The following is a 23647-nucleotide window of genomic DNA, read 5'->3' on the forward strand; positions in this document are numbered from 1 at the left end:
ACCAGCGTCAGGTGGACTGGCAGTTCACCAACCACGACGCACGCATCAAACTGCGCCACCTCTACCCCAGAAATTAGCTGCGACAATCTACTAGTGAGCCACGACCTCGGGGTCGTCGCCCGGATGGCCGATGAGGTGAGCGTGCTGCGCGCGGGCCGGGTCGTGGAGGCGGCGCCCACGCGAACCCTCTTCTCCGGAGCCCAACACGCCTACACCAAGCGGCTGTTGGCGAGCGTGCCGCGCCTGACCGACGACGGTCTCGCCCTCGTGGGGGACGACGGTGAGCGCGAGGTCCGCGCCAGAGCCGTGGTGGCGGCGGACGCTCCGGTGGCGGTCTCGGCCGCGGACGTCACCGTCGACTACGGGTCGGCGCGTGCCGTCCACGGCGTCTCCTTCGACGTCCGGCGCGGCGAGATCGTCGCCCTGGTGGGGGAGTCGGGCAGCGGGAAGTCCACCCTCGCCTGGTCCCTCGCCGGTCTGCGCGCTCCTTCCGGCGGGACGATGACCCACGGCTCCGGTGATCTGGCCAAGCCCGCACGTCAACGACCGACAGCGCTACGGCGTTTGGTGCAGTTGGTGTTCCAGAACGCCGACACCTCCCTCAACCCGCGCCGCACGGTCGGCGACGCGATCCGCCGTCCCCTGCGCTTCTTCGGCACCGCCCCCGACCGGCAGACGGCCGCCGCACGCGCCCTCGACCTCGTGCGGGACGTACGCCTCGACCCGTCGCTCGCCGCCCGGCTGCCCGCCCAGCTCTCCGGCGGCCAGCGTCAACGGATCGGTATCGCACGGGCGTTGGCAGGGGAGCCGGACGTGCTGATCGCCGACGAGATCACCACCGCCCTGGACGTCTCCGTGCAGGCCGAGGTGCTGCGGCTGCTCGACGACCTGCGCCGGGAACGGCAGTTGGCCTGTCTGTTCATCAGCCACGACCTGGCCGTCGTACGGGGCATCGCCGACCGCGTGCTCGTGCTGCGGCAGGGTGTGGTGGTGGAGGAGGGTCCCACCGAGGCCGTCTTCGGCGACCCGGCCCACCCCTACACCCGCGAACTGATGGCGGCGGCGCTCGAACCCGATCCCGACGCCGAGCCGTTCGTGGCAAAGGCGCCCGACTGGCTCGACGCGGCCGAACCCGGCGACCTGTGGGCCGACCACGGCGACGGCCACCGGGCTCGCCGCTGGCTTCCGGCCAACACCCCTCTCCCCGAAGGAGTTTCGTGAAGTACCGAGAGCGGTTCGAGCGCCAGGTCGTGCGTGAGGACGTCTGGATCCCCACCCGCGACGGCAGGGTCCGCCTGCACGCCCGTGTCTGGCGCCCCGCCGACGCCGAGGCCGACCCGGTGCCCGCGCTGCTCGAATACCTCCCGTACCGCAAGAGCGACTGGACCGCTCCGCGCGACGCCCAGCGCCACCCCTGGTACGCGGGTCACGGCTACGCCTCCGTCCGCGTGGACATCCGTGGCCACGGCGACAGTGAGGGCGTACCGGGCGACGAGTACGACGCCCAGGAGCTGGCGGACGGCGTCGACGTCGTCAACTGGCTGGCCGCGCAGCCCTGGTGCACCGGCAAGGTCGGCATGTTCGGCATCTCCTGGGGCGGCTTCAACTCTCTCCAGATCGCCGCCCTGGCCCCCGAACCCCTCAAGGCGATCGTCACCGTCTGCTCCACCGACGACCGCTACGACAACGACGTGCACTACACCGGCGGCGCCGTCCTCGGCATCGACATGCTCGCCTGGGCCGGCACCATGCTCGCCTTCGCCGCCCGCCCGCCCGACCCGGCGAACGTCGGCGCCGACCGCTGGCTGCCGATGTGGCGCGAACGCCTCGACGCCCTCGAACCGTTCCTGCACACCTGGCTGGCCCACCAGCAGCGCGACGACTACTGGCGGCACGGCAGCGTCTGCGAGGACTACGGCGCGATCGGCGCGGCCGTCCTCGCGGTGGGCGGCTGGAACGATCCGTATCGCGACACGGTGCTGCGGTTGGTGGAACACCTTCCCGCCGACCGGGTACGAGGGTTGATCGGCCCCTGGTCCCACCAGTACCCGGACCGCGGACTTCCGCCCGGCCCGGCGATCGGCTTCCTCCAGGAAACCCTGCGCTGGTGGGACCACTGGCTGAAGGGCGCGGACACCGGGGTCATGCGGGAGCCGCTCCTGCGCGCCTGGGTCAACGATCCGGTCCGGCCCGCCACTTCGTACGACGTCATGCCGGGCCGTTGGGTCGGCGACATGAACTGGCCCTCGCCACACGTGACGTGGCAGGAGCGCCCGCTTGCTGCGGAGGGCGCACCGCCCCTCGTCGTCCGCTCTCCACAGCACACCGGCATCGACGCCGGCCGTTTCTTCCCCTTCGGCAACGCGAGCGACCTGCCGCCGGACCAGCGGGAGGAGGACGGCCGTTCGGTCTGCCTCGACTCGGGGCCCCTGACCGAACGCGTCGAGATCCTCGGCCGCCCTCGGGTCCGGCTCAGCCTGGACAGCGCCACTGCGCGCGCCCATGTGATCGCCCGCCTTTGCGACGTGGCCCCCGACGGCTCGTCCACCCTCGTCACCCGGGGCGTGCTCAACCTGCTCGCCCGGCACGGACGGGACAAGGCGGTCGCATGGACGCCGGGGAGCGTCGAGGACGTCGAGTTCGAACTGAGCGCCGTCGGGTACGCCTTCCCGCCCGGCCACCGCATCCGGGTCGCCGTGTCCGACACGTACTGGCCCTGGGTGTGGCCGCACGGCGAACGCGGGAAGCTGACTCTGCTGCCCGCGCACAGCGCCCTCCTGCTGCCGGTGCGGACGGCCGGAGAAGAGCCGCCGATCCGCTTCGAGGAACCCGAGCAGGCGGTACCGCTTCCGGTGACGTACGACGTCCCTGGCGAGCCGGGGCCCGAGCGGCTGGTCAGCCACGACGTGGCGGCAGGGGAGTGGACCCTGGAGGTCGACCCGCGTTACGGCGGCTCCCGCACCTACCCCGACGGCCTGCGATACGAGGAGAGCGCTCGGGAGACGTACCGTATCCGCGGCGACGACCCACTGTCGGCCTCGGCCGTCTCGGCGTGGACGATCCGGCTCAGCCGCGGCGAGGAATGGGATGCCGAGGTCGTCGCACGGACGGAACTGCGGGCCACGGCGGCGGAGTTCGTCATGGACAGTCACCTTGAGGCACGGGCGAACGGAGAGACAGTGGCCAAGCGCGCATGGCACCGGACCACCCCGAGGACGTCGGGATGAAGGCCGAGGATGTGGGGACGAAGGCCGAGAAGAGCCCGCGCCGTGCCGTGGCCGCCGCCGACCGCACCCGGCAGCCCACCGAGGTGCGCCGCCGGCTCATCGTCGAGGCGGCTGTTCCGCTGATCGCGGAGCGCGGGTACGCCTCGGTCGGAGTCCGGGACGTCGCCGCCGCGGCCGGGGTGTCGGTCGGCACGGTCACCTACCACTTCGGCAGCGTCCAGGAGATCCTCTCCGAGGCGATGGTGCTGCAGATCGAGCGGTACTACACCGCCCTCAGCGAGGCCGCCGACCGGGCGACCAGCGGTGCGGAGGGACTGCGGCTCCTTGTCGATGCGCTGTTCACCGAGGACACCGACCGCCACTGGCGGATGTGGTTCGAGTACTGGAACGTCGGCGAGCACCATCCCGATCCGGCGTTCTCCCGCGGCCAGGACCGACGCTACGAGAGTTGGTACCAGCAGATCCGCACGCTGGCCGAACGAGGACTCGCCGACGGTGAGTTCACCTGCGATGACCTGGACGGCTTCACAGCCCGCTTCGCCGCCCTCGCCGACGGCCTGGCCCTGCAACGGCTGCGGCAGGCTCCGCCGCTGGCCACAGAGGACGCCCGCCGCCATCTGAACCACTTGATCGACACGGAACTGCGCCGACGGAACTGAGCCCGAACCTGACGGAGACCCCGGAAACACACGGTCCTCGGGTGAGACGGCCCGGGGACCGCAGCCTCCTGTCGTTGTCGTGGATCGCCCACGGGAGCTGCGGCAGGCCTATCGGTAGGGTCGGGGTTGTCTTGGCGGAGGTCGGCCGACACGAACAGGGACAATTCTCAACGGAAGGTGCGCCTGCCCTTCCTCGGGGGCTCCTGACCGCCCAGTGATCAAGGAGGGCCGGATGAGTCCACGTTCCGGCGACGGGCCCGCCGTCTCCCGTCGGGAGTTCGACGCACTCTTCGATGCGGTCCGCACGTGGGGACGCTGGTCCCCGGCCGAGCGCGGCGCCTTCAACCGGGTCACCCCGGACCACGTGCTGCGGGCCGTGGCGCGGGTGCGGACGGGCACGGTCGTCCCGCTGGGGCTGCCCTGGAACACCCGGCCGGGCCCCGACAACCGCAAGCCCGCGCTGCACCACATGACCGATCTCGGTGACGTGGAGGCGCCGGAACCCTCCACCCACAAGGACTTCATCGCCGCCGACTACCACGGCAAGGGCATCAGCCATCTCGACGCCCTGTGCCACATCGCCTACCGGGGGCGGCTCTACGACGGCCGTACGGCGCACGAGGTCGTCGATGCCGCGGGCGCCCGCTTCGGCGCGGTGTCGGCGCTCGGCCCCCTCGTCACGAGGGGGGTTCTCCTCGATCTGCCCGCCGTCCTCAAAACCCGCTGGCTGGAGCCGGGGCGACCGGTGCACGCCGAGGACATCGTCGCCGCGGAGAAGGCGCTCGGTGTGACGATCGGCGAGGGCGACGCGGTACTGCTGCGCTCCGGACACGTCCGGCGCCGCGAGGAACTCGGTGCCTGGGACCCGGACACGGCCAGCGCGGGCTTTCATGTGGACGCCCTGCCGCTGCTGGCCGAGCGCGGCATCGCGCTGCTCGGTGGGGACGGCGACAGTGACGTACGGCCCTCCCCCGTGGACGGTGTGCACTCGCCGGTCCATGCCCTGGCCGTCGCCGCCATGGGGGTGCCGCTGCTGGACAACCTCGACCTGGAATCGCTGTCCGCCGAGACCGCGAAGGCGGGTCGGCACGATTTCCTACTCGTCGTGGCGCCGCTGAACGTCCCGGGCGGGACGGGCTCGCCCGTCAACCCCGTCGCGGTCCTCTGAACCGATCAGTCCGGTCGGTGGTTGGAGAGACCTTGCGCACAGTGACTCGCGCTTCCGATGCTCGTATCCTCTTCCATATCCGACATGTCTCAAGATCTGACTGTCGAAGGCGCGAGTGAGGCGGAGCGTGGTTCGGGCAGGCGGAGATCCGATACCGACAGGGCGTACGTCAGGCGGCACGGGGCCCGCGGGTTTCCGTGAGCGGTTCCTGCAGGGTGAGCCGGTCGAGACGGGGGTGCGCGCGTCGATCCTGGCTTCCTGGCGGCGCTGCCGGCTGCTGGGGCTGTCGCCGGACCAGACCGACCTTCCCTTCCGGGAGGACTTCGAGCCGGACGGACGGATCGTCCGCGCGGCCGCTCCGGTGCTCGACCGGCTGCAGGCGACGTTCGCCGGCAGCGCGATGAACATCTCCCTCGCCGATGCCGACGGGACGGTGCTCATGCGCCGTTTCGGAGAGGCATCGCTGGCCAGAGCCCTTCCGTCCATCCAGAGCGTCCCCGGATTCGTGTTCGCCGAGCAGGTCGCCGGCACCAACGGCATCGGTCTCGCCCTGGCGGAGCGCCGGCCCATCCGGGTCTTCGGCGCCGAGCACTTCGCCGAGCGCTCCCAGGCAAGCGCCTGCCGCGCGCTGCCCGTCCGCGACCCGCTCAGTGGCCGCATCGAGGGCGTCCTGTGCCTGGGATATCCGCGCAGCGTCGAGAACCCGGCGCTGGACGCCGTGATACGCAAGGCGGCCGAGACCATCGAGCAGGGGCTGCTGGCGCAGAGTTCCGCGCGTGAGCGTGCTCTGCTGCAGGCGTACCTGGACAGCGGGGCGGAGGCTGCCGCAGGCACACGGCACCGTGTCGGGGTTCGGGAACTGGCCGTGGAGATGAGGCCCCGCGACCGGGGAATCGTCATGGAGAAGGCCGCCGAGCTGATCGCCCGGGCGCAGCGGGCCTGTGTCGACGTGCCCCTGCCCGACGGCGGTCGGGTCACGCTCGTGAGCCGGCCGGTGACGAGTGCCTCCGGAGTGGAGGGCTTCGTCATCGAAGCCGTTCTCCCCGGTCCCTCACCGCGCGGGCCCCTCGCCCTCCCGCGTCAGATCCACGAGCCGCTGGCCCTCCCGGTGGAGACTGCCGTCGCGACGTCCCTCCCGCTCTCCGGGGCCGTTCCCGCCATGGCACCCGCACAGCCGTCCGCACCCTCGTCGTCGGGGCTTCTCGCCGACACGGTGCACGGCCCTGTCGCCGTGGGCGCCGAGGGCGTCACAGGACCCGACGGCACGCCTGACGGGAACTTCGGCCCCACGCCCCCGGCGAGAGGCCTCGTGATGGTGGGGGAGCCGCACGTGGGGACGTACGCCCTCGCCGCGCGCCGCCGTCTGGAACTGCTGTCCGAGGCCGGTGTCCGCATCGGCACCACGCTGGATGTGCGCGGTACCGCCCGGGAACTCGCCGAGGCGGCGGTGCCCCACCTGGCCGACTACGTCACCGTCGACCTGCCCGAGGCCGTGCTGCGCGGCGAGGAGTCCGCCGATCCCCGCAGCGACCTGCGCCGTACGGTGGTCCACGGCATCCGCGACGACTGTCCCTTCCAGCCGGTCGGCAAGCAGATCAACTACGGTCCCGCGATGCCGCAGTCGCGCTGTCTGGCGAGCGGCCGGGCCGTGCTGGAACCGGACCTGAAGGCCGCCGCGGGCTGGTTCACGCAGGACGCGGAGCACTCCGCTCAGCTGCTGAGCCACGTCCACTCCCTCATCGCGGTACCCCTGGTCGCCCGCGGCGTCGTCCTGGGCGTGGTCGGCCTCTACCGCGCGCAGGGCTCCCCACCGTTCGGGGACGACGACCGGTCGCTGGCCCAGGAACTCGCCGCTCGTGCCGCGCTGTCCATCGACAACGCCCGGCGCTACACCCGCGAGCGCACCATGGTCCTGGCCCTGCAGCGCAGCCTGCTCCCGCAGGTGGTGCCGGACCAGGACGCCGTCGAGGTCGCCCACCGCTACCTGCCCGCCGAATCCGACGTCGGAGGGGACTGGTACGACGTCATCCCCCTGTCCGGCACCCGGGTCGGTCTCTTCGTCGGTGACGTCGTCGGCCACGGCATGCTCTCGGCCGCCACCATGGGGCGGCTGCACACCGCCGCCCGCAGTTTCGCCGAACTCGACTTCCCCCCGGAGGAGGTCCTCACCCACCTCGACAGACTCGTGGGGCGCCTGGACCGCGAGGACCCCGGCGCGGTGGACGCGGGCATCATCGGCGCGACCTGTCTCTACGCCGTCTACGACCCGACCACACAGCGGTGCACCATGGCCCGCGCCGGCCATCCCCCGCCCGCTCTGGTCCGGCCCGACGGCACCGTGTGGTTCCCCGACCTGCCCGCCGGACCCCCGCTCGGTCTCGGCGGTCTGCCGTTCGAAGCCACCGAGTTCGAGCTTCCCGAGAACAGCCAGGTGGTCCTCTACACCGACGGGCTCATCGAGGACCGGCACCGCGACGTCGACGTGGTCCTCGAAGAGCTGCGCGTCACCCTGGCCCGGGCGGCGGGCACGCCCGACGAGACCTGCGATGCGGTGCTCGACACCGTGGCTCCCGCTCATCCCTACGACGACATCGCCCTGCTCGTCGCCCGCACCCACGCGCTGGATCCCCGACGGATCGCCACCTGGGACCTGCCCGCGGATCCGGCACGGGTCAGCGACGTCCGTGCCGCCGCCACCCGGCAACTGGCCGACTGGGGACTCGACGAGGCCGCGTTCGCCGCCGAACTGGTGCTCAGCGAGCTGGTCACCAACGCGATCCGGCACGGTTCCGGGCCGATCCGGGTACGCCTGCTCCACGACCGCTCCCTGATCTGCGAGGTCTCCGACACCAGCAACACGGCCCCGCACCTGAGGCAGGCGGCCGGCACCGACGAGGGGGGCCGCGGCCTGTTCCTCGTCGCGCAGCTGACACGGAGCTGGGGCACGCGCTACACCCGGCAGGGCAAGGTCATCTGGGCCGAATGCGGGCTCGAGGGGCCGTGAGCCCCGTCCGGCGATCGACTGCTCCGTTGGGGGTACAGACAGGGGCAGGACATCGGAAAATATCTGGTATGTGCGGCTAACATCACTGATGCACATCGGGCAGAACACACCAGGTCCAACCCCGGAGAGGTCCGTGCACGAGGCCCGCGACACCTCTGCGCCCGCGGTTCCGCCCCACGGGGCGGAACCTCTGGTCCGTGTCCGCGGACTCACCAAGAGCTTCGGGGCGACCCTCGCGCTCGCCGGGGTCAACCTCGATGTCCGCGCCGGCAGCGTCCTCGCCCTTCTCGGTCCCAACGGAGCGGGGAAGTCCACCCTCATCAAGGTGCTCGCCGGCGTCCACCACGCCGACTCGGGGCGGGTCACCGTGGCCGGTCACCCGCTCGGGACTCACGCCGCGTCCCGGCACATGTCCTTCATCCACCAGGACCTCGGCCTGGTGGACTGGATGACGGCGGCCGAGAACATCGCCCTGACCGCCGGGTATCCGCGCCGCGCCGGACTGATCTCCTGGCGGCGCACCCGGGAACACTGCGCCGAGGCCCTGCGGGTCGTCGCCGGGCACCTCGACCCCGACGCGCCGGTCGCCGGCCTCGCCCCGGCCGAGCGATCGCTCGTCGCCGTGGCACGAGCCCTGGCGGCACGGGCGCAACTCATCGTCCTCGACGAGCCGACCGCCCGCCTGCCCGCCGCGGACTGCGCCCGGCTGTTCCACGTCCTGCACACCCTGCGCGAGCGGGGCCACGCCATCCTCTACGTCACCCATCGCCTGGACGAGGTGTACGAGGTCGCCGACACCGTCGCCGTGCTGCGCGACGGACGCCTGGTCAGCCACGGCTCGTCGGCGAGCCACGGTCCCGCCCGCCTGGTGCGCGACATCACCGGCGGGGAACCGACCGACCACCGCCCCTTCACCGCCCCGCCCGGCGGCCCGGCCGTGCTGACCCTGGAGGGAGTGCGCACCGCCGCCACGGGCCCGGTCGCGCTGGAGCTCGGAGAGGGGGAAGTGCTCGGTCTGGTGGGACTCACGGGCGCCGGGCACATGGACCTCGCCCGAGCCCTCGCCGGCAGCCGCCCCCTCCTCGCCGGACGGGCCCTCCTCGGCGGTCGCCCGTACCGTCCCCGTACGGTCGCCGAGGCCGTCGGGCACGGCGTCGCCCTCGTGCCCGGCGACAGACAGCGGGAGGGCTGCCTCGCCGGGCTGACCGTACGGGAGAACCTCCTGGCCAATCCTCGCGCGGGGGGCCTGTCGGCGCCGCGCTGGATCAGCCCCCGCCGCGAACGCGCCGAGGCCGGCGCGCTGATCGAACGGTTCTCGGTGCGTCCCCGTGACAGCGAGGCCACCATCGCCACCCTGTCCGGGGGGAACCAGCAGAAGGTCATGATCGGCCGATGGCTGCGGCTGGGCCTGCGCCTGCTGATCCTCGAGGACCCGACGGCGAGCGTGGACATCGGTGCCAAAGCCGCGATCCACCGCCTGCTCGACGAGGCACGCGCGGCCGGTCTCGCGGTCCTCCTCGTCTCCAGCGACTTCGAGGAGGTCGCCGGCGTGTGCCGACGCGCCCTGGTCTTCGTCCGCGGATCCATGACGGCCGAGCTGACCGGTCCGGCCCTCACGGTCACCGAGCTCACCAGGGCGGCGTCGGCCCTGCCCTCCTCCGGAACCACGGCGACCTCGTGACCGGCGCCCCCATTCCGTCCGCGCCCCCGCCACGGCGGCGTCGCCCGGATGCACCGAGGCGACCGGCCCGACCGCACGGCCGGAGCGGGCAGCTCATCGGCGCCTACGGCCTCCTGGCTCTCACCGCCCTGCTCTTCCTGATCTTCTCCCTCACCCTGCCCCGCACCTTTCCCACGCGGGACACCGTCGACTCGATCCTGTCCAACCAGTCGATCCCGGCCGTCCTCGCGCTCGCCGCCATGGTCCCCATCGTGACCGGCGCGTTCGACCTCTCCATCGGCTACGGTCTCGGCCTGGCGCACGTCATGGTGATGCAGCTCGTCGTTGCCGACGGGTGGCCCTGGCCGCTCGCCTGCCTCACGGTGATCGCCGGAGGCGGTGTCGTGGGCGTCCTCAACGGTCTCGTCGTCGAATTCGGACGGATCGACTCGTTCATCGCCACCCTCGGAACCGGCAGCATGATGTACGCGATGACCGGCTGGATCACCGGCGGCAGCCGGATCGTCCCCGGCCCGCGGGGACTGCCGCCCGCCTTCACCGACTTGTACGACTCCACGTTCCTCGGCCTGCCGGTTCCCGCCTTCTACGTGCTCGCCCTCACGGCCGTCCTCTGGCTGGTTCTGGAACGGCTGCCGCTCGGCAGGTACCTGTACGTCGTCGGGTCGAACCCGCGCGCCGCCGACCTGGTCGGCATCCCGACCCGCCGGTACACCGTCTACGCCTTCGCCGCGTCGGGACTGATCGTCGGCTTCGACGGCGTGCTGCTCGCGGCCCAGCAGGAGATCGGCAATCCCAGCGTCGGCCTCGACTACCTGCTGCCCGCGTTCGTCGGCGCCCTCCTCGGCTCCACCGCCATCAAACCCGGCCGGCCCAACGCCCTGGGCACCCTCGTCGCCGTCGCTGTCCTGGCCGTGGGCCTCACCGGCATCGCCCAGATGGGCGGTGATTTCTGGACGGTCCCGCTGTTCTACGGCGGCACGCTGCTCCTCGCCGTCGGGCTGGCCGGTTACTCCGCCCGTCGCCGGCTGCGCACCGGCGCGGTCGTCGCCCGCGACTCGCCGGCCGTGACACAGGAAGACGGCACACGGGGCAGCCCTCCATGACCCACGCCTCGGGCACCGCCGTCGTGCCCGGGCGGAATCCTCGGCAAGGAACTTCCGTGCACCGCAACCGCACCACCACCCCCACCGTCCGCAACGCGCGGTCCACCGTCACCGCATTGGCGGCCGCGGTCGTCGTGCTGGCCGGCTGTGAACGCGGCTCGTCGAGCGGCCCGGCGCACTCCGCCTCGGGCCCGAGCGGCTGCCCCACGGTCCAGGCCAGGGCCCAGGCGGCCGTCAGCCGGGCGGAGCGGACCGACATCCCCTGGAACGGACCGACCCGCGGTCCCACCGCCGTGGCCGGCAGGACCATCGTCTACGTCGCCCAGACCATGACCAATCCGGGAGTCGCGGGCGCCGCGGAGGGTGTGCGGGAAGCCGCACGGGTCATCGGCTGGGACGTCCGGGTGATCGACGGCGGCGGCACCCCCGCCGGTATCCAGGCGGCGATGAGCGAGGCCGTCGACGTCAGGCCCTCGGGCATCGTCATCGGGGGCTTCGACCCCGGCTCGACCTCGCAGCAGGTGGCGCGCGCGAACGCGGCAGGCATCCCGCTCATCGGCTGGCACGCGGTCGCCTCCCCCGGCCCCAGCCGGCGCCCCAGGCTCTTCACCAACGTCACCACCAAGGTCGAGGAGGTCGCCAGAGCCAGCGGGCAGTGGGTCATCTCCAGCTCCCACGGCACCGCCGGGGCCGTGGTCTTCACCGACGCCTCGATTCCCTTCGCCAAGTACAAGTCCGACCTGATCAGGAAGGAGCTGGCCACCTGCGCGGGCGTGCGGCTGCTGGCGTACGAGAACATCCCGCTCCCGGACGCGAGCAGCCGCACGCCCCGGGAGATCTCCTCACTCCTCTCCCGCTTCCAGGGCAGCTGGACCCACTCGGTCGCCATCAACGACCTGTACTTCGCCGACGCCGCCCCGGCGTTCCGCGCGGCCGGCAAGAACGGCGCAGGGCCGCCCTTCAACATCGGCGCGGGCGACGGCGACCCCTCCGCCTTCGAGCGCATCAACAGCGGGCAGTACCAGGCGGCCACCGTGCCCGAGCCACTGTCCCTGCAGGGCTGGCAGATCGTCGACGAGTTCAACCGCGCCTTCTCGGGCCGACCGGCCAGCGGTTATGTCGCCCCCGTCCACATCAGCACGGCCGACAACAGCCAGGGCGCCACAAGCTGGGATCCGGTGGGATACCGGGAGGCCTACCGGAAGATCTGGGGCAGGTGACGGTGGCGGCGGGGACCGGTCAACGCGGCGGTGCGTACTCGGTGAGCTCGGTGAGGAGGAGTGCGATGTCGTCCGCCCGGTCGGGGAGGACCTGGCAGGCATCGCGCAGCAGCCCGTCCGCCAGATCGTCCAGGCGGCCCCCGCCCAGACGGGCCAGCGACGCCCGGAGCCGCTCGACGTCGGAGCCGATGTCCGAGTCGCGCCTCTCGATCAACCCGTCCGTGTACAGGACGAGGACCGACCCGGGAGCCAGACGCAGCTCCGACTCCGGAAAGTGTGCCGCCGCGTCGATGCCGAGCAGCGGGCCGCCGGGCACGTCCAGGATCCTGGTGTGCCCGTCGGACAGGCGCAGCAGGGGCGGGAGATGGCCCGCGCGGACGATGCGCACGATCCCCGAACGGGGATGGAGCCGGGCGTAGCAGCAGCTGGCGAGGAGCGCCGGGTCGAGGTCCATATGGAGCCGGTTGGTGCCGGCGACGACCTCGCCCGGTCGGTGACCTGCGGCGACGAAGGCCCGCATGGCGCTGCGCAGTTGGCCCATGGCGGCCGCGGCGGGGACGTTGTGCCCCTCGACGTCCCCGACGATCAGTGAGACGTCGTCGCCGGTAGGGATGACGTCGTACCAGTCGCCGCCGATCTCCATCCCCCGGGTGCCAGGAAGATAGCGTCCGGTGACGCGCAGACCCGGCACGGAGGGCAGCCGGTGCGGCAGCAGCGCGTCCTGCAGGCCGCGGGCGAGGGCGAATTCGGCGTCGTAGAGCCTGGCGCGTTCGAGGGCCTGGCCGATCAGGCCGCTCAGGGCGGTGAGGACGCCGCGCTCCTCGTCGGGGAACCGGTGGACGTCGTCGAAGCCCAGCATGCAGCCGCCCACCGGACGGTTCGAGGCGATCAACGGCAGGAACGCCCAGGAGTTGGTGTGACCCACCATGATCCCGGGGTACATGGCGCGCAGCTGCTCCCGGGACTCGACGAAGAGCGGGGCGCCGGAGGTCAGCGCGTCCGTCACGGGCAGCCGGGCGTGCAGCGGGGTCCCTTCGAACCGGGCGAGGAAGCGTTTCGAGTAGCCGCGCTGGGCGAGCAGGTGCAGGCGCCGCTCCTCCACCACGGCGATCGCCAGCTTCTGGCCGCCGAAAGCGGGCAGCAGCTGATCGGCGACGGCATCGAACACCTCGTGCGCGGTTACCGCCTCGGTGAGGGCGCTGCCGAGCGAGAGCACCCGGTAGAGGGCACCCACGCGGGGGACCGCGGGCGGAGCCGCCGGCGAGATGGGCGGTACCTCCTCAGCGACCGGTGTACCGGGTCCGATGTCTGCCGGTACGGGCTGTCGCACGCGTGAGGCCCATCCCGTCATGCCCTGGGCGCCCGGGTGGAGGGAGAAGACCAGCCACTCGTCCGGTGGGCGGCGGACCAGGAAGGAGACCGGCTGCTGGGAGACGACGGCGGCCCGGTAGCGGTCCTCGTACACGGGATCGGCCAGCCAGGGCAGGACCTCCCAGGGGCGCCGGCCGAGGAGTTCGTCCTGGCGGACCCGCAGCAGATCCTCCAGGCTGTGGTTGGCGTAGGCGATGCGTCCGTCCGGAGAGAGCGCGAAGAAGCCGTCCGCGAGCCGTTCGATCGCCGCGACGGCGGCCATGCCGCTCCCGGAGTCGAGCACGGCGCCGACCAGGTGGCACGAGGCCTCCGGGTCATGGGGGCTCTCCGGCACCCGGCCCCACAGCTCGACGAGGCGGTGCCCACCACGGCCGTCGAGGATGCGCAGTCCGTGCGCCAGTACGTGCCCCTCCTCGACCGCGGCACGGGCGGCGGACCGAAAACCGGGCAGATCCGCCGGCTCGACACGGGCCGCCAGCGTGGCCGCCCGCCCGTCGAACTCGCGGGGCTCGATCCCGAGGATCGCGCACAGTTCGTCGTCGGCGGTGAGGGCACCGGTGCCGAGATTCCAGTCGAACAGACCGACCCGGATCATCGGGGAGGACGGCAGCGGGACCAGTACCGGGGCCGTCCGCTCGTCGTACTCGCCGAGTCCGCCGCGGGCCCGCAGCCCGGCGAGGACGGTGCCCAGCCGGTCGGCGGTGGAGCGCAGCTGTCGGCGCTGCGCCCTCGACAGGCCCGTCCCGTCCCGCCTGGCCGTCCACACCACGGCGATGGCGCCGAAAGTGCGCCCGCCCGCCCGTACGGGGACCGACGCGGAGCCGAACGGGTAGGGCAGGGCGATCGAGAGCTGAGGGAAGCGCCGCATCGTCTCCTCCGCGCCGGCCAGGTGGACCATGCGCCCGGAGCGGTACGCCTCCGCCACCGGTATACGGCTGCTCACCGGGATCCGACGCCACCCGGTGAGCAGGGAGGGCGGTGACCCGCAGGACGCGGCCACCACGAGCGAGCGATGGTCGGCGGAGAGCAGGAACACGCTTCCGGTATGTGCTCCGGTGACCTCCACGGCATGGATCACGGCCCTGACCAACGCGTCGTCGCGTTCGGGCGCTTCGCCGACACCCGCGGCGCCGAGCGGGTACGAGCTCGATGCCATACCGTTGGCCGACACGCTGCCCTCGATCATCCAGGGAGTGCTTGTCCTATTTTAGGGCCATTCGCACCTTGGTGGGGGTCGACGCCGGGGCCGGGTTCACAGCGTGAGCCGCGTGGTGGCCGTCGTCAGGGGGTCGGTCAGACGGGTGGCGGGTGGGGCGGTCTGCGGCCCGCTCGTCGGTTGCCGGGACATGACGATCTCGACGCGGTACCGCGTGGGGTGCGAGCGGACCTGCGCCCAGGTCGTTCCGGCGCACAACTCGTCGACGGTCAGGGACGAGACGTAGGGGTGCCGGCCGATGGGACGCATCTCGGCGGGGAGGCCGTCGACGACGGAGGACGCCGGTGGTTTGTGCCGTCCCACGATGTGCCCCGCGCGCATCAGCAGGATCGTCGGCGGCGTGGGCGACACGGGGTAGTTGAGAACCGTCGTGGCGTTCGCGGAGCTGATCCCGTAGCGGGCGGTGATCCGATCGCCGTGGAACCGGACGTCGGTGACGGACAGCCGGACCGCGTCACTCGCCGTGGAGGATTCCACCGGCGGGGCGACAGTGCTTCCGCAGGCGTAGGTGCGGTGTTGGAAGGCCTGCGGTGGGGACGTGGTCAGCTCCGGTGCGGATGGGGCGGCGGACGGATCGGTGGCCCTGTTTGCGCACCCCGCCAGGGCGATGGCGGCGGCGACCGCTGTCGCCGCGCACCCGGCCGCTCGACCGCTTCGTCGTGACATGGAACCCCCTTCGGACATCACGCAGACAGGACGCCGAGGCGGCCATGAACGTTCGCCGGAACCGAGCCATGTCGGTTCGGTGAAGCCGACCCCTGGCGTCAACCGGGCTTTACGATGGTGGAGTTCACGGCGAGGAGCATGCCCATGGGTGTCGAAGAGACCGCAAGCACACCGTCCGGCACGGGGGTTCTGGGTGGTCCGTCCGCCGGGCCCATGGTGCCGAGACTGCTCCTGGGGGCGCGGCTGCGGAGGTTGCGGGAGGGGCGGGGTGTCTCCCGTGAGGAGGCGGGGCAGGTCATCCGCGGCTCCCGGTCGAAGATCAGCCGCATGGAGGCCGGCCGGCACGGATTCAAGCTGCGCGACGTGGCCGATCTGCTCACCCTCTACGGCGTCACGGACGAGGCCGAGCGAGCCACCCTGCTGACGCTGGCCGAGGCGGCCAACACCCCCGCGTGGTGGCAGGACTACCACGACGTGGTGCCCGCCTGGTCGCAGGCCTACCTCGCGGCGGAACAGGCGGCGGCCCTCATCCGCTGCTACGAGGTCCAGCGCGTCCCGGCCCTGTTGCAGACCCGCGACTACGCCCGTGCCGCCATCCGGCTCGCCCACGCGGACGCCTCCGAGGACGAGATCGACCGGCGGCTCGCCTTACGGATGACCCGGCAGCGGATCCTCGACGGCCGGTCGGCGACCCGGCTCTGGGCCGTCATCGACGAGGCGGCGCTGCGCCGCCCGGTGGGCGGTCTGCCCACGATGCGCGCCCAGCTCAGGCATCTCATCGAGATGTGCCGGCACCCGCGGGTCTCCGTCCAGGTCCTGCCGTTCCTCGCCGGTGGTCACTCCGCGGAGAGCGGCCCCATGACCATCGTGCGGCTGCCCGGCAGCGAGTTGCCCGACGTGGTCCACCTCGAACGACTCGCCACCGCGCTCTATCCCGACCGGCCCGCCGACGTCGAGTGCTACTGGGACGCCATGAACCGCCTGGTGGTCGAGGCCGAATCGCCGGACGAGACCCCGACGATCCTCCACCGCATCCTCCAGGAGACCTGACCCGGCGGGCGCCTCGCCCGTCAGGGCTTGCGGGCGACACCGCCGTACTGGTGCACCTCCGCGGGCAGACCCCAGGCGCCGTCGTCGGGGCGCCAGCGCGAACACGAGGTCACGCCCGGTTCGAGCAGTTCCAGGCCGTCGAAGTAGCGGGCGATCTGCTCGGGGCTGCGGAGGATGTAGGGGATCGAGCCGCCCTCGTTGTACTGCTGGATAGCCTCGAGGTAGGCCTTGCTGGTGTCGGTGCTGTCGTACTGCACCAGGAAGCTGCCCGACGGCAGCCCGGCCACCAGCCGGCGGACGATCGAGCACGCCTCGTCGTGGTCCTCGATATGGCCCAGGATGCCCATCAGCATGAGGGCGACCGGCTTGTCGAAGTCCAGCGTCTTCGCGGCCTCCCGCAGGATCGTCTCCGGATCGCGCAGGTCGGCGTCGACGTAGTTGGTGACGCCCTCCGGGGTGCTGGTGAGCAGGGCCCGCGCGTGGGCCAGGACCAACGGGTCGTTGTCGACGTAGACGATCCGGGACTCCGGGGCCACCCGCTGGGCGATCTGGTGGGTGTTGTCCACGTTGGGCAGCCCGGTTCCTATGTCCAGGAACTGGCGGACGCCCTCCTCGCCGGCCAGGTGGCGGACGGCGCGGGCGAGGAAGTAACGGGCGGCGCGGGCACCGGTCTCGATACCGGGGAAGATCTCCCGGAACGCGTCACCGGCCACCCGGTCGACTTCGTAGTTGTCCTTCCCTCCCAGCCAGTAGTTCCAGATCCGGGCCGACTGCGGCACAGAGGTGTCGATCTTGGGCAACGGCTCTCGCTCGGAGTTCTCCGCCTGATCAGCCATGGACGCTCCTGTGGGTACGGGATGGTGGAACCACGGATGGTCGAACGCCGGTCGTCGACGTCCACGTTATTCTCCCAGGCGCGGATCATGTGAATCATCGGGCCCAATTACCTTGACCTGTTTGTTTGTTGACGTCGGGTCAGTCCAGCGGGCGCGGTGGCGTCCGAGGCGATCGTGGCGCTTGTTTTGCCGGTTCTTGCATTGCCCACCCATGCACCCCCACCTACCCTGACCCGCGGAGCCGTGGGAAGGACCGGCATGCTGAAGACCGTCCGGGAACAGGCAACAGGTCTCACCAGGGATCAGCGCAACGCCTTCGTCGCCGCCTACCTGGGCTGGGCGATGGACGCCTTCGACTACTTCCTGGTGGTCCTCGTCTACAGCGAGATCGCCGACGATTTCGACGTCTCCCTCACCGACATGGCGTTCCTGACCACCGCCACGCTGGTGATGCGGCCGGTCGGTGCGTTCCTCTTCGGCCTGTGGGCCGACCGCCGGGGCCGCCGGCTGCCGCTCATGGTCGACGTCGTCTTCTACTCGATCGTCGGCTTCGCCTGCGCCTTCGCCCCCAACTACGCCGTGCTGCTGGTGCTGCGCCTGTTGTACGGCATCGGCATGGGCGGCGAGTGGGGCCTGGGCGCGGCGCTCGCCATGGAGAAGATCCCGGCGGAGCGGCGCGGATTCTGGTCGGGGCTGCTGCAGAGCGGCTACTCGCTGGGCTATCTGCTCGCCGCCGTGGCCTTCCTCGGCATCGAACCCGCCTTCGGCTGGCGGGGGTTGTTCGCCTTCAGCCTGGTGCCCGCCCTGGTCGCCCTGTGGGTGCGCACCCGGGTAGAGGAGAGCGAGGTGTGGGAGAAGAGCGTCGCCGTCAACCGCACCCCCGCCCACCAGGTCTTCAGGAACCCGGCGGTGCTGAAGCGCTTCGTGTACCTGGTCGCGCTGATGACCGCCTTCAACTGGATGTCGCACGGCACCCAGGACGTCTACCCGACCTTCGTGAAGAAGGGCCTCGGCCTGTCCGCGGACACCTCCATCGCCATCGCGATCGTCTACAACGTCGGCGCCATCATCGGGGGCGCCCTGCTCGGCGCCCTGTCCGAGCAGCTGGGACGCCGCCGTACGATCATGATCGCGGCGACCGGGGGCCTGGTCGTCGTGCCCTTCTTCGTGCTGTCCACCACCGTCGGCTGGCTGATGCTCTCCTCCTTCCTCATGCAGGTCTGCGTCCAGGGGGCCTGGGGCGTCATCCCCGCGCATCTGACCGAGATGAGCCCCGACGCGATCCGCGGCTTCTACCCCGGCGTCACCTACCAGCTCGGCAACCTCATCGCCGCCCTCAACCTGCCGATCCAGGAGGCCATCGCAGAGCGGCACGGCTATCCGCCGGCGATCGCCTGGACCGTCGTCCCGGCGCTCGCCGCGGTGGTCGTGCTGAGCGCCGTCGGCAAGGAGGCCAAAGGCATCCGCTTCGGCACCACGGGCACCCAGGCCCCGAGCGCTGCGGCCGCCGACGGTGTGTAGCCGTCCGACGCCGTGGCTGTTTGAACCGGGCCGGTCGCTGTGGAGAGCATGACGGGGTCGAAAGACTCCGAGAGATTGGTTGGTCCATGAGCGAGGGCTCTCTGCGCGCCGTCACCGTCGAGCGCACCGGTCCGGGCCGGTTCACCGCGACGAACGCCCACGGCGCCACGATCGACTTCGGTACCGGAGACGGTACGGACTTCACCCCCGTCGAGCTGCTGCTCGCCGCGCTCGGCGGCTGCACCGCCGTCGACGTGGACGTCGCCACCAGCCGGCACGCGGAGCCCGAGGCGTTCACCGTCACCGTCAGCGGCAACAAGGTCAGCGACGAGCTGGGCAACCGGATGACCGACCTCGAGGTCAGATTCTCGGTCACCTTCCCCGAAGGCGCCTCCGGCGACCGGGCCCGCGCCATCCTGCCCCGGGCGGTCGGCGTCTCCCACGACCGCCTGTGCACGGTCAGCCGCACCGTCGAGATCGGCACGCCGGTCATGGCGGTGGTCGAGGACGCCTAGCCGCGCTCGGGCCAGACCGGGCCCTGGTCGGTCCAGACGACACCCTTGTTGCGGCAGAGGCAGAAGGGGTGGCCGACGGGATCGGTGTAGACGCGGAAGCCGTAGCCGTCGGGGTCGACGCAGTTCCGCAGCAGCGTCGCGCCGAGGCCCAGGACGCGGCGCTGTTCGGCCTCGATGTCGTCGACTTCGAAGTCGAGGTGGAACTGCTTGGGGTGCGCACTGTCGGGCCACTGCGGGGCGCGGTAGTCCTCCACCTGGACGAAGGCCAGCTCGATCCCGCCGAGCTGGATCCCGGCCCAGTGCTCGTTGCTGTCCTCCTTGACCGGCAGTCCCACCACCTCGGAGTAGAAGGCCGCCAGCTCCATCGTGTCCGGGCAGTCGATGATGAAGTCGGTGAGTCGTAGCATCCCGTGATCTTGTCACAAGATGAAACGAGCCGGACTCCGAGACAGGCTCTTGGTCCGTCAGCAGGGCCCCGGCTCGCTGCGTGCCGGTGACAAGGGTGTCGTCGAGTGCTGCGTTGTTGTGAGCACTTCCGGATCGCGCGGGTGGCGCGGTCCTACGGTCCGGCTATGAACACGAGTCGGAGAACAGGAAGGACATGGCGCGGCGCCGCGCTGGCGACGCTGCTGACCGCGGGCGCGCTCACCGCCGCGGTCCCGCAGGCCCAGGGGGACGGCGCGGCCCGGACCGAGACGGCCGTGGCGTCGACGCACCCGGCCGACGGTGTCGTGGAGACGGTGGTGCGGGTGAAGGTTGCGCTGCCGCGGTCGTTCGGGGCCCGCCCGGAGGCCTGCGACTGGCTGTCGTACCTGCGCTACCGCTCCGCCGACGGGCCGGGCCGCCCGGCCGACGCGGACCGGATCCTGGTCGCCCAGCCGGGCATCCTGGAGGGCGCCGGAGCGTTCGACAGCGTCGCCCGCGACACCGTCGCACGGGCCGCGGAAGAGGGCCGGCACATCGAGTTCTGGGCCCTGGACCGCCGCTCGAACTGTCTGGAGGACCGGACGGGCATCGCCTCCGGCGACGAGCACACGGCCGTCGACTACTACTACCGCGGCAAGCAGGTCGCCGGCCGCACCTTCGCCGGGTACGTCGGCAACGGGCAGCTCGGCTGGCTGGCCAGGCTCGGCATCCGGCAGACCGTGCGGGACGAGTACGACCTGCTCACCGCCGAGTTGCCCGACCAGACGCTGCGGCGGCGCAAGGTGCTGTGCGGCGGGCACTCCCTGGGCGGGGTGATCACCGGCTACTTCGCGGCCGCCGACTTCGACGGCGATCCGGCGACCACGGCGGACGCCGGACAGAACCAGTGCGCCGGGTACTTCGCCCTCGACACCACGATCTCCACCTCCCTCGCCGACCTCAGCGGCAGCGTGCCGGGCGACACCAACCTGCCCGATGTCGGCATCGGTTACACCGCCGTGCAGGCCGGACTCGACAGCGGGGTGCTGCCCCGCTCACTGTCCGCGCCCGTGCTCCTCAACCCCGAGACCATGACCCTGCTCGGCATCGCCGGACTGGGTGCCGTAAAGGCCCCGGACGCCGAGGCGGACCTGCCCTCCTATCTGCCGTCCAACGTCAACATCGAGGCCACCAACCGCTTCCTGTTCTCCAAGGACACCACCACCTTCCTCACCGGCTCACCGGCCGTGAAGGACTTCCGGCTCACCAACGACGCCGTGCTCGGCGCGCTGCTGGACGACAACTCCGTACCGCTGGCGTTCCTGCAGAGCAGCGTCGGCTTCTTCGACGGCGGGCCGATCACGGACAAGAACTTCCCGGCAGCCAACGGCAGTTCGTCGCAGCAGCAGCTGTTCGGCGTCGAGTACAAGGCGATTCCCGCCGAGCCGCACGGACCGCTGTACACCTGGCGCGACTACGACCGTGTCGGCGCCGCCGACGACCCCGGACACCGCTCCGCCGACGGCACCCCCTTCACCAGTGCCTCCAAGGAGGTCACCGACATCCGGGAGCTGGCCCGCAGTCTGGCCGAGCAGCCGCTGGACTTCACCGAGCAGTACTTCCCCACCAAGCTGGTGACCGACATCGAGCTAGCCGGCTCCCCGCAGATCAAGCAACTCGTGGTGCACCCCGACGGGTTGACGGCGAACCCGACGCTCACCGTCCTCGCCGGCGACGGGCTCCTCGCGGGCCGCATCCCGGCCGGCCTGCACCCGGTGGTCGCCCCCGGCTACCAGCACCTCGACGTGCTGACCGCGGCGCCGGTGCAGAACGACGGCAGGCCCGAGGCGGTGTCCACCAGCCTCGCGGGCTTCGCCGCGGAGCCCCGGTAGAGATCCCCCCACAGCCGATCGGCCCGGGAGGAGAACCTCCCGGGCCGATCGACGCTTGGCCGCCCTCGCTCAGACCTTGCCCGCGGCGAAGTTGGCCGCCGCGTCCGCGTCGGCGGTGTAGCCGAGGTGGGCCAGGACGTCGCCGCCGCCGTTCTCACAGATGGGGTCGCCCTTGGCGCAGAAGTCGATGGTGCGGCTCTGGTAGGTGCCGGTGACGCTCTTGCCGAGGGCCCGGATCGGGTTGCCGAACAGAAGCACCGCGGCGACTCGCGGTTCGACCGCCGCGGGGAGGGTCGCCACGATGGGGCTGCCGACCACCGCTCCGGCGCTGCTGATGCCGATCGAGTTGTCGACGACGTTCGCGCCCTGCGAATAGCCGACAAGAACGAAGCGCTGATTCGGGCAGGCGGCGGCCTGCGCGTTGACGTGGTTCACCAGATCGGCGTTTCCCTGGGCGGCCGATGTCAGAGAAAGATCGGCCGGGTAATTCACCGCATAGCTGGAGAGGCTTTTGCCCGTCAGTTTCTTCTGCAGCGCGGAGTACACCGGGTCGCCGACGATCAGGCCGAGCGTGCCCGGTTCGAAGGTGCCGCGAGCCGCCACGACGTCGATGTCCGAGCAGGTGGCAGCGGAAGCCGCGGGCTGCGAGAGAGTGGCCAGTCCGGCCCCGGCGGCCAACGAGAGCGCGGCGAGACACAAGCGAATACGCATGGGGATCCTTTGCGGGTCGGGCGCGTGCAGCGCCTGGGGAAAAGGACGATCCCGAAGGTATTCGCGTTCTCTGACGAGGTGTTATGGACGGTAATTCAGGAATGCGCGCTGTTTTTGTTCTGAGGTGAGTCCACCGCGGAAAGCCGGGAACTGGTGGCCGCCGAACGCAGGGCGAGGATCAGATTCAGGCGGGTGTCGGGGTCGTGCAGGGCGTCCCCGAAGAGCTTTTCCAACTGGCGCAGACGGTAGCGGACCGTCTGAGGATGGACGTGGAGACGGGCGGCCACATCCGGGACGTTGCTGCCGCTGAGGAGCCAGGCCAGCAAGGTCTCGGCGAGACGCGGGCGCTGCCCCTCGGACGCGGCCTCCAGCGGTGCCAGGGCCTGCGTCTCCAGCTGGGCGAGCAGCGGCTCGTCGGCGTGCAGCAGCAGCGTCGAGAGATGGTCGGCGCAGCGCACCACGCCCTGCCGGGGCAGCACCCCGCGGCCCATCAGCCCCAGCGCCCGTGTCGCCCAGCGCAGCGACTGCGCGGCCTCGGTCACCGCGACCGTCGGCCCGACCGCCGCCGGGCGTCCGCGCAGGCCCAGGACGAAGGACCGGCCGCCGAAACGGCCGGAGCCCTCCGGGTCGGGCACGAGCACCCGTGGTGGCCGGGCCTCCATGTCCACCAACGCCCCCGGCATTGCCGGCGGCTGATCCGCCGGGTACGGCTCCGTCGTTGCCGCGAGCGCCACCACCGCGACCCGCGTGGGCACCCGCCAGCGGGCCCCGTGCGCCAGGTCCTGCACGGCCTCCAGGGCCACCGGCCCCTCGCCCAGCAGCAGGTCGAGCAGCCGCCTGCGCCGCCGCTCCAGCTCGTGCGTGCTGCGCAACTGCGCCTCGGAGTACCCCGCGGCGGCCGCCTCGGCGACCTCGTGCACGGTACGGAACGCCAGCTCGCCCAGCGCGGCCACCACCGTCGAGTCCAGCCCGAGTTCCTCCGCCGTACGTCCCATCAGCCGCCAGGCGTGCAGGCCGCCGACCCGTAACGCGGACTGCAGCGCGTCCAGGCTGCGGCCCTCCAGCGCCTCCCCGCGGCCGAGTTCGTAGTACGTCGCCGCGATCGCCGCTCCTTGTCCGCGCGGGTCGGCGATGTGGTCGACGAAAAGGGTCAGGGCCTGCACGACACCGGCCCGGAGGTTCTCCCGGTAGGTGCCGTCCGCGGGACGCGCGTACTCGGGGACCTGTCTGCGGACCTCCTCCTCCACCTTGTCGGCGACGCGCTCCAGCTGGGCGCGCAGCAACTCGGCCAGTTCGGGCGGAACCTGGGTGGTGGCGGGGTCGGTGGGAACGCCGCGGGGTGTGGGGACGGCCACGACGGACACTCCTTTCACCCGGAGACGGCTCACCCACGGGCCGTTGC

General features: G+C 71.6%; 18 protein-coding genes. 12 read left to right on the plus strand and 6 right to left on the minus strand.

Annotation, left to right across the window (positions count from 1 at the left end; genetic code table 11):
- Positions 1-93 precede the first annotated feature (93 nt).
- From ABZZ74_RS39230 to ABZZ74_RS39265, 8 genes are all read left to right on the plus strand, one after another.
- Complete coding sequence (locus ABZZ74_RS39230) at positions 94-1221, plus strand: ATP-binding cassette domain-containing protein (RefSeq protein ID WP_356773407.1); 1128 nt, start codon at positions 94-96, stop codon at positions 1219-1221.
- The gene (locus tag ABZZ74_RS39235) at positions 1218-3227 is read left to right on the plus strand and encodes a CocE/NonD family hydrolase (RefSeq protein WP_356773409.1); all 2010 of its coding nucleotides are present in this window, start codon (positions 1218-1220) and stop codon (positions 3225-3227) included. Before ABZZ74_RS39230 ends, ABZZ74_RS39235 begins: the two co-directional genes overlap by 4 nt.
- Entirely contained in the window at positions 3224-3886 is a 663-nt protein-coding gene (locus ABZZ74_RS39240) for a TetR family transcriptional regulator C-terminal domain-containing protein (RefSeq protein WP_356773411.1), read from the plus strand. The genes ABZZ74_RS39235 and ABZZ74_RS39240 overlap by 4 nt, the downstream gene beginning before the upstream one ends.
- 232 nt (positions 3887-4118) lie before the next feature.
- A complete protein-coding gene (locus ABZZ74_RS39245) occupies positions 4119-5054 on the plus strand; it encodes a cyclase family protein (RefSeq protein ID WP_356773413.1) in 936 nt (311 codons plus the stop codon).
- Positions 5055-5181: 127 nt separating this feature from the next.
- Positions 5182-8058 carry a SpoIIE family protein phosphatase gene (locus ABZZ74_RS39250; RefSeq protein WP_356773415.1) on the plus strand — a complete coding sequence of 959 codons (2877 nt, stop codon included), beginning with the start codon at positions 5182-5184 and terminating at the stop codon, positions 8056-8058.
- A 133-nt stretch (positions 8059-8191) separates the two neighbouring features.
- Positions 8192-9739 (plus strand): sugar ABC transporter ATP-binding protein, encoded by a 1548-nt coding sequence (locus ABZZ74_RS39255; RefSeq protein ID WP_356773417.1) that lies wholly within the window; start codon positions 8192-8194, stop codon positions 9737-9739.
- A complete protein-coding gene (locus ABZZ74_RS39260; protein ID WP_356773419.1) occupies positions 9736-10842 on the plus strand; it encodes an ABC transporter permease in 1107 nt (368 codons plus the stop codon). The genes ABZZ74_RS39255 and ABZZ74_RS39260 overlap by 4 nt, the downstream gene beginning before the upstream one ends.
- Positions 10843-10898: 56 nt before the next feature.
- Entirely contained in the window at positions 10899-12062 is a 1164-nt protein-coding gene (locus ABZZ74_RS39265) for a substrate-binding domain-containing protein (protein ID WP_356773421.1), read from the plus strand.
- 19 nt (positions 12063-12081) lie between these two features.
- On the opposite strand, the gene ABZZ74_RS39270 is transcribed toward ABZZ74_RS39265, so the two are convergent.
- Both ABZZ74_RS39270 and ABZZ74_RS39275 read right to left on the minus strand, forming a co-directional pair.
- Entirely contained in the window at positions 12082-14619 is a 2538-nt protein-coding gene (locus ABZZ74_RS39270; RefSeq protein ID WP_356773423.1) for a SpoIIE family protein phosphatase, read from the minus strand.
- Positions 14620-14685: 66 nt separating this feature from the next.
- A complete protein-coding gene (locus ABZZ74_RS39275) occupies positions 14686-15315 on the minus strand; it encodes a hypothetical protein (protein WP_356773425.1) in 630 nt (209 codons plus the stop codon).
- Between the two features lie 144 nt (positions 15316-15459).
- On the opposite strand from ABZZ74_RS39275, the gene ABZZ74_RS39280 reads away from it, so the two are divergent.
- On the plus strand, positions 15460-16365 hold the full coding sequence (locus ABZZ74_RS39280; RefSeq protein ID WP_356773427.1) for a helix-turn-helix transcriptional regulator: 906 nt from the start codon (positions 15460-15462) through the stop codon (positions 16363-16365).
- Positions 16366-16385: 20 nt separating this feature from the next.
- Here the strand turns inward: ABZZ74_RS39280 and ABZZ74_RS39285 are convergent, their stop codons facing one another.
- Positions 16386-17201 carry an SAM-dependent methyltransferase gene (locus tag ABZZ74_RS39285; RefSeq protein ID WP_356773429.1) on the minus strand — a complete coding sequence of 272 codons (816 nt, stop codon included), beginning with the start codon at positions 17199-17201 and terminating at the stop codon, positions 16386-16388.
- Between the two features lie 258 nt (positions 17202-17459).
- Between ABZZ74_RS39285 and ABZZ74_RS39290 the strand changes: the two genes are divergently transcribed.
- Positions 17460-18722 (plus strand): MFS transporter, encoded by a 1263-nt coding sequence (locus ABZZ74_RS39290; RefSeq protein ID WP_356773431.1) that lies wholly within the window; start codon positions 17460-17462, stop codon positions 18720-18722.
- Between the two features lie 86 nt (positions 18723-18808).
- Complete coding sequence (locus ABZZ74_RS39295; protein ID WP_356773433.1) at positions 18809-19237, plus strand: OsmC family protein; 429 nt, start codon at positions 18809-18811, stop codon at positions 19235-19237.
- Here ABZZ74_RS39295 and ABZZ74_RS39300 read toward each other — a convergent pair.
- The gene (locus ABZZ74_RS39300; protein WP_356773435.1) at positions 19234-19644 is read right to left on the minus strand and encodes a VOC family protein; all 411 of its coding nucleotides are present in this window, start codon (positions 19642-19644) and stop codon (positions 19234-19236) included. The genes ABZZ74_RS39295 and ABZZ74_RS39300 overlap by 4 nt on opposite strands.
- 165 nt (positions 19645-19809) lie before the next feature.
- Here ABZZ74_RS39300 and ABZZ74_RS39305 point away from each other — a divergent pair, with 165 nt between their 5' ends.
- Positions 19810-21534: a hypothetical protein gene (locus tag ABZZ74_RS39305; protein ID WP_356773437.1), complete on the plus strand. Its 1725-nt coding sequence runs from the start codon at positions 19810-19812 to the stop codon at positions 21532-21534.
- Between the two features lie 69 nt (positions 21535-21603).
- On the opposite strand, the gene ABZZ74_RS39310 is transcribed toward ABZZ74_RS39305, so the two are convergent.
- Together ABZZ74_RS39310 and ABZZ74_RS39315 are read right to left on the minus strand one after the other, a co-directional pair.
- Positions 21604-22245, minus strand: coding sequence for a cutinase family protein (locus ABZZ74_RS39310; protein ID WP_356773439.1), 642 nt, complete (start codon positions 22243-22245; stop codon positions 21604-21606).
- A gap of 95 nt (positions 22246-22340) precedes the next feature.
- Positions 22341-23600 carry a helix-turn-helix domain-containing protein gene (locus ABZZ74_RS39315; protein ID WP_356773441.1) on the minus strand — a complete coding sequence of 420 codons (1260 nt, stop codon included), beginning with the start codon at positions 23598-23600 and terminating at the stop codon, positions 22341-22343.
- Between the last annotated feature and the right edge of the window lie 47 nt (positions 23601-23647).

This window comes from Streptomyces sp. NPDC006476, assembly GCF_040612015.1.
Lineage (GTDB): Bacteria > Actinomycetota > Actinomycetes > Streptomycetales > Streptomycetaceae > Streptomyces > Streptomyces griseorubiginosus_B.

Coding starts and splice junctions, on each gene's coding strand:
- ABZZ74_RS39240 (WP_356773411.1), top strand. CDS start 3,224: ATGAAGGCCGAGGATGTGGGGACGAAGGCCGAGAAGAGCCCGCGCCGT.
- ABZZ74_RS39245 (WP_356773413.1), top strand. CDS start 4,119: ATGAGTCCACGTTCCGGCGACGGGCCCGCCGTCTCCCGTCGGGAGTTC.
- ABZZ74_RS39270 (WP_356773423.1), bottom strand. CDS start 14,619: ATGATCGAGGGCAGCGTGTCGGCCAACGGTATGGCATCGAGCTCGTAC.
- ABZZ74_RS39275 (WP_356773425.1), bottom strand. CDS start 15,315: ATGTCACGACGAAGCGGTCGAGCGGCCGGGTGCGCGGCGACAGCGGTC.
- ABZZ74_RS39280 (WP_356773427.1), top strand. CDS start 15,460: ATGGGTGTCGAAGAGACCGCAAGCACACCGTCCGGCACGGGGGTTCTG.
- ABZZ74_RS39285 (WP_356773429.1), bottom strand. CDS start 17,201: ATGGCTGATCAGGCGGAGAACTCCGAGCGAGAGCCGTTGCCCAAGATC.
- ABZZ74_RS39290 (WP_356773431.1), top strand. CDS start 17,460: ATGCTGAAGACCGTCCGGGAACAGGCAACAGGTCTCACCAGGGATCAG.
- ABZZ74_RS39295 (WP_356773433.1), top strand. CDS start 18,809: ATGAGCGAGGGCTCTCTGCGCGCCGTCACCGTCGAGCGCACCGGTCCG.
- ABZZ74_RS39300 (WP_356773435.1), bottom strand. CDS start 19,644: ATGCTACGACTCACCGACTTCATCATCGACTGCCCGGACACGATGGAG.
- ABZZ74_RS39305 (WP_356773437.1), top strand. CDS start 19,810: ATGAACACGAGTCGGAGAACAGGAAGGACATGGCGCGGCGCCGCGCTG.
- ABZZ74_RS39310 (WP_356773439.1), bottom strand. CDS start 22,245: ATGCGTATTCGCTTGTGTCTCGCCGCGCTCTCGTTGGCCGCCGGGGCC.